General features: G+C 73.6%; 6 protein-coding genes. 4 read left to right on the top strand and 2 right to left on the bottom strand.

Translation table 11 applies throughout. From position 1 onward, the window contains the following. A partial coding sequence (locus EF903_RS27710) for an AI-2E family transporter (protein ID WP_399421832.1) occupies window positions 1-1,243 on the top strand: 1,243 nt, incomplete at its 5' end. Next, window positions 1,227-1,940, top strand: a complete 714-nt coding sequence (locus EF903_RS27705; RefSeq protein ID WP_125547687.1) for a hypothetical protein — start codon at window positions 1,227-1,229, stop codon at window positions 1,938-1,940. The genes EF903_RS27710 and EF903_RS27705, both read left to right, overlap by 17 nt. Before the next feature lie 68 nt (window positions 1,941-2,008). On the opposite strand, the gene EF903_RS27700 is transcribed toward EF903_RS27705, so the two are convergent. Both EF903_RS27700 and EF903_RS27695 read right to left on the bottom strand, forming a co-directional pair. After that, a complete protein-coding gene (locus tag EF903_RS27700) occupies window positions 2,009-2,545 on the bottom strand; it encodes an alkyl hydroperoxide reductase (protein ID WP_114053954.1) in 537 nt (178 codons plus the stop codon). Window positions 2,546-2,548: 3 nt separating this feature from the next. Further along, entirely contained in the window at window positions 2,549-3,103 is a 555-nt protein-coding gene (locus EF903_RS27695; protein ID WP_125547685.1) for a peroxiredoxin, read from the bottom strand. Window positions 3,104-3,238: 135 nt separating this feature from the next. Here EF903_RS27695 and EF903_RS27690 point away from each other — a divergent pair, with 135 nt between their 5' ends. Next, window positions 3,239-4,186, top strand: a complete 948-nt coding sequence (locus tag EF903_RS27690; RefSeq protein ID WP_125547683.1) for a hydrogen peroxide-inducible genes activator — start codon at window positions 3,239-3,241, stop codon at window positions 4,184-4,186. A gap of 139 nt (window positions 4,187-4,325) precedes the next feature. Then, window positions 4,326-5,581 (top strand): DUF2079 domain-containing protein (locus tag EF903_RS27685; protein WP_125547682.1); only part of this gene is annotated, 1,256 nt, incomplete at its 3' end.

Here is a 5,581-nt window from a genome sequence, read left to right as displayed (position 1 = left end):
GGGGCGGCGACCGTTTCGACTCCGGCGGTCTCGGCCTCCACGGACGCGCGCCGCGCCCTGCGGCCACCCGGTCCACCCCGGACCGGACGGAAGGCCCCACCCCGCGGCGGTGATCCCGTGGGGGATGCGGGTCGCCGCCGAGGTGAGCTGGCGGCTGCTGCTGCTCGCCGGGATGCTGTGGGTCCTGATGAAGGTGATCAGCGAAGTCCGCCTGGTCGTCCTCGCGTTCGCCGCGGCCCTGCTCGTGACCGCGCTCCTCCAGCCGTTCGTCGTCCGGCTGCGCCGGCTCGGACTGCCGCGCGGCCTCGCGACGTCGGTCACCGCGGTCCTGGGCTTCGTCGTCATCGGGCTCGTCGGCTGGTTCGTGGTCTGGCAGGTCATGGAGAACCTGGACGACCTCTCGGACCGGGTCCGCGACGGCATCAACGAGCTCAAACTCTGGGCGCTGGACAGTCCGTTCCACGTGACCGAGAAGCAGATCAACGACATCGCCAAGAACCTCAGCGAGACCATCGGCACCAACACCGAGCAGATCACCTCCGCCGGCCTCCAGGGCGTCACCGTCCTGGTCGAGGTGCTGACCGGGATCCTCCTCGCGATGTTCTCGACGCTGTTCCTGCTCTACGACGGCGGCCGGATCTGGAGCTGGGCCCTCGGCCTCGTCCCCGCGGCCGCCCGCCCCGGCGTGGCCGGCGCCGGGCCGCGCGCCTGGCGGACGCTGACCGCGTACGTGCGGGGCACGGTCCTCGTCGCCCTGATCGATGCCATCTTCATCGGCCTCGGCCTCTACGTCCTGAACGTGCCGATGGCGGTGCCGCTCGCGGTGTTCATCTTCCTCTTCGCCTTCATCCCGCTCGTCGGCGCGGTCGTCTCCGGGGCGCTCGCGGTCGTCGTGGCCCTGGTGACGCAGGGCCCGGTCACCGCGCTGCTGGTGCTGGCCGTGGTGCTGGCCGTCCAGCAGATCGAGGGGCACGTCCTCCAGCCGTTCATCCTGGGCCGGGCCGTACGGGTCCACCCGCTCGCGGTGGTGCTCTCGGTGGCGGCGGGCGGCATGGTCGCGGGGATCGGCGGGGCGGTCGTCGCGGTCCCGCTGGTCGCGGTCACCAACACGGTCGTCGGCTACCTGAAGGCGTACTCGCGCGAGCAGCACCCGCACGGGGCCGCCGCGATCGACCCGGGCCCGCACGGGCCGACGGCAGCGGAGCAGGCCGCCCCGGAGGCCGGCAGTGATCAGCGAGCCTGAACTCGAAGGCGAGTGGGGCGCGGACCGGCCGGCCGGGCAGGCAGCACAGCCCGGGCAGGAGCCGGCGCAGAAGGCCGAGCGCGCCGCCGCACGCCGGCGGCCGTGGGCGTGGGCGCTGGCCGGGGCCGTCCTCGCGTCGGCCGGGTGGGCGGCCGTGCCGGAGCTCCGCGACCGCTACGCGGCGACGCCCCGCATCGCCTACCGGCACGAGGAGAACCTGTGCCGGCGGACGGGCCTGGAGGGGCTGGTGAAGGCGACCGCGCCCGTGATGACCCGCCACCCCAGCCACCGGGAGGGCCCGGCGGTGGACTGGGCGCACTGCGAGTACTTCACCGAGTGGGAGAAGGGCGGCACCTCCTACCACATGCAGGTCCTGGTCGAACTGCACAAGAAGGCGGACCCGGCGGTCGAGTTCGGCCAGGGCAGCGGCCTGTTCCCCGAGGCACTGTCGGCGGCGGCGGCCGCGGAGGCGGCCGAGGTGCCGGGGCTCGGGGAGCGGGCGCTGATGGTGGAGGCGCCCGCCTACATCAGCGGGCCGAGGCTCCGGGTCCTCGACGGCGGGGCGGTGTTCACGCTGTCCGTGACCTGGCTCGGCGACGTCGACAAGGGAGGCGGCACCCCCGGGCCGGACGAGGACGCCGTCAAGGCCGCGATGATCGAGGACATGCGCGCCCTGATGGGCGGCCTGCGCAAGTAGCGCCCGAACGGCAGGGGCCCCGCAGCCGGCGGACGGCTGCGGGGCCCCTCTCCCTGCACGGGCGGCTGCTACTCGGCGGCGAGGGCGGCCTCGGCGTCGAGGGTGACCGCGACGGCCTGGATCACCGAAGCGATCTTGAAGGCTTCCTGGATCGTCTCGCGGTCGACGCCGGCCTTGCGCAGCACCTGCTCGTGCGAGTCGAGGCACTGGCCGCAGCCGTTGATCGCGGAGACCGCGAGCGACCACAGCTCGAAGTCGACCTTCTCCACGCCCGGGTTGCCGATGACGTTCATCCGCAGGCCGGCCCGCAGCGTTCCGTACTCCGGGTCGGAGAGCAGGTGGCGGGTGCGGTAGAAGACGTTGTTCATCGCCATGACGGCCGCGGCCGACTTGGCGGCCGTGTACGCCTCGGGCGACAGGGCGGCCTTCGCCTCCGGCTCCAGCTCACGCAGGACGCGCGGGGAGCGGGCGGCGATGGCGCAGGACAGGACCGTGCCCCACAGCTGCTGCTGCGGCAGGCCGCTGTTGCCGATGACGGAGCCCAGGTTGAGCTTCAGGTCCTTGGCGAAGTCCGGTATCGAGGCCTTGAGGGAGTCGAGGGACATCCGTCACTCACCGGCCAGGAGGGCGCCCGCGTCGAGGGTGTCCTCGCCCTTGTTCCAGTTGCAGGGGCACAGCTCGTCCGTCTGCAGGGCGTCGAGGACCCGCAGGACCTCCTTGGGGTTACGGCCGACGGAGCCGGCGGTCACCATGGAGAACTGGATCTCGTTGTTCTGGTCGACGATGAAGACGGCGCGCTGCGCGAAGCCGTCCGCACCCTGCACGCCGCAGGCCTGCATCAGCTCGTGCTTGGAGTCGGCCAGCATCGGGAAGGGCAGGTCGCGCAGGTCGGCGTGGTCCTTGCGCCAGGCGTGGTGGACGAACTCGGAGTCGCCGGAGACACCGAGGATCTGGGCGTCGCGGTCGGCGAACTCGTCGTTCAGCTTGCCGAAGGCGGCGATCTCGGTCGGGCAGACGAAGGTGAAGTCCTTCGGCCAGAAGAACACCACGCGCCACTTGCCCTCGTAGGTCTTGTGGTCGATCTGCGCGAACTCCTTGCCGGCCTCGAGCGAGACGCAGGCGGTCAGATCGTAGGTGGGGAACTTGTCACCGACAGTGAGCACGTGCTCTCCTTGCAGCAGGAAAAACGCCCTCTTTGGGCGTCTTCCGAGGGGGTTGGACGTATCTCACATGCTGACACAGCTGCATTGATTGCAGAAATAGCTAGTCTTGTGGTGGGTGATCGGAGGTACCTATCAGTGGCGGTCAGTAATAAGGCGACCAAGCAGGCGACGCTCGCGCAGCTGCGCGCCTTCGCCGCCGTCGCCGAGCACCTCCACTTCCGCGACGCGGCCGCCTCCATCGGCATGAGCCAGCCCGCCCTCTCCGGCGCCGTCTCCGCGCTGGAGGAGGCCCTCGGCGTCCAGCTCCTGGAGCGCACCACCCGCAAGGTGCTCCTCTCCCCGGCCGGCGAGCGCATCGCCGCCCGCACCCGTTCCGTCCTCGACGCCATGGGCGGGCTCCTGGAGGAGGCCGAGGCCGTACGCGCCCCCTTCACCGGGACCCTGCGCCTCGGCGTGATCCCCACCGTCGCCCCCTATCTGCTGCCGACCGTCCTGTCGCTGTTCCACCGGCGCTACCCCCGCATGGACCTCCAGGTGCACGAGGAGCAGACCTCCTCCCTGCTCGACGGCCTGGCCGCCGGCCGCCTGGACCTGCTGCTGCTCGCCGTGCCGCTCGGCGTCCCCGGGGTGACCGAACTCCCCCTCTTCGACGAGGACTTCGTCCTCCTCGCCCCCCGCGAACACCCCCTCGCCGGGCGCCGCGACATCCCCCGCGAGGAGTTGCGCGGCCTCCAGCTGCTCCTGCTGGACGAGGGCCACTGCCTGCGCGACCAGGCCCTGGACATCTGCCGCGAGGCCGGGCGGACCGACGGGGCCGACGTCACCACGACCGCCGCCGGGCTCTCCACCCTCGTACAACTGGTCGCCGGGGGACTGGGCGTCACCCTGTTGCCGCGCACCGCGCTGCGCCTGGAGACCGCCCGCAACGAGCACCTGGCCACCGGGTACTTCGCCGAGCCGGCGCCCTCCCGCCGGATCGCCCTCGCGATGCGGACGGGCACGGCCCGCCAGGAGGAGTTCCGGGCCGTCGCCGCCGCCCTGCGCGAGGCCGTCCGACCGCTGCCGGTCTGGCCCGCCGAGTAGGCCGCCGGCCGCCGCGGAGGAGCGCGTGCGGCCATTCGTGGGGACCCCGCGCGGCGGGCGCGGAGGCTCGGCCGCGGCCCGCGGGCCGGCTGGCACTTTGAGGTGCACGCTCCGGCCCTGCTCCCCCGAAAGGCGCCCCATGCACGCACCCCCCGCAGACACCGCCGCGCTCCCGCCGCAGCAGTCCGGTGCGCCGGGCCGGGCGGGCCCGCTGGCGGCCGGCGGCCCGCCGGCCGCCGGCCGGAGCGGGCCGCCGCCGCTGTGGATGTGGGCCCTCGTCTCGGGGCTCTTCCTCGCCTACGCCACGCTCTCGCTGCGCACCCACGAGCGGCTGCTGTCCCACAGCTTCGACCTGGCGATCTTCGAGCAGGCCGTCCGCTCGTACGCGGAGGGCCGCCTGCCGGTCTCCGAGGTCAAGGGGCCCGGCTTCCCCGTCCTCGGCGACCACTTCTCCCCGGTCCTCGCCCTGCTGGCCCCCGCCCACCTGCTGTTCCCGTCGGCGCGGACGCTGCTCGTCGCGCAGGCCGCCCTGATCGCGGCGAGCGTCCTGCCCCTCGCGCTGTGGGCGCGGCGGGCGCTCGGCGGCGCGGCTGCCGCCGTCATCGGCCTCGCCTACGGGCTGTCCTGGGGCGTCGCGAACGCGGTGGGCTTCGACTTCCACGAATGGGCCTTCGCCGTCCCGCTCCTGGCCTGCTCGCTGGCCGCCCTCGGCCAGGACCGGCCGCGCGCCGCCGCGCTGTGGGCGCTGCCGCTGCTGCTGGTCAAGGAGGACATGGGCGCCACGGTCGCCGCCATCGGCCTGCTCATCGCCTGGCGCGGCGGGCCGGGCCGGCGGCGGCTCGGGCTCGCCACCGCCGCCGCGGGCGCCGCCTGGACACTGCTCGCCGTGCTCGTCGTCCTGCCCGCGCTCAACCCCGGCGGGGAGTACTTCTACGCCGGCTTCCTCGGCGGATCCGGCGGCGCGGACGGCGGCTTCGCGGCGCTGCTGCACAAGGGGACGCTCGGGCTCGTCACCCCGGACGAGAAGGCGGTGACGCTGGTGCTGATCCTCGCGCCGACCCTCTTCCTCGCCCTGCGCTCGCCGCTGCTGCTGGTCGCCGTGCCGACGCTGCTGTGGCGCGGCCTGTCCGACTACGCGCCGCACTGGGGCACCGGCTACCACTACTCGCTCACGGCGATGCCGGTCGTCTTCGCGGCGTTCGTCCACGCCCTGGAGCGGCGCGGCACGACGGGCCCGGGGCTGCGCCGGGCCCTGGCCGGCGCGGCGGGCGTCTGCCTGCTGCTGCTCCCCGGGTCCTCCCTGGGGAAGCTGGCCGAGGCGGAGATGTGGCGGGCCGAGCCGCGGATCGCGGCCGCCCACCGGATGATGGCGCGGATCCCCGACGGCGCGCAGGT

The sequence above is a fragment of the Streptomyces sp. WAC05292 genome, from assembly GCF_003949955.1.
Taxonomy (GTDB): domain Bacteria; phylum Actinomycetota; class Actinomycetes; order Streptomycetales; family Streptomycetaceae; genus Streptomyces; species Streptomyces globosus.
Note: the sequence above shows the minus strand (reverse complement) of the source record. Positions and strands in the feature narration are given on the sequence as shown.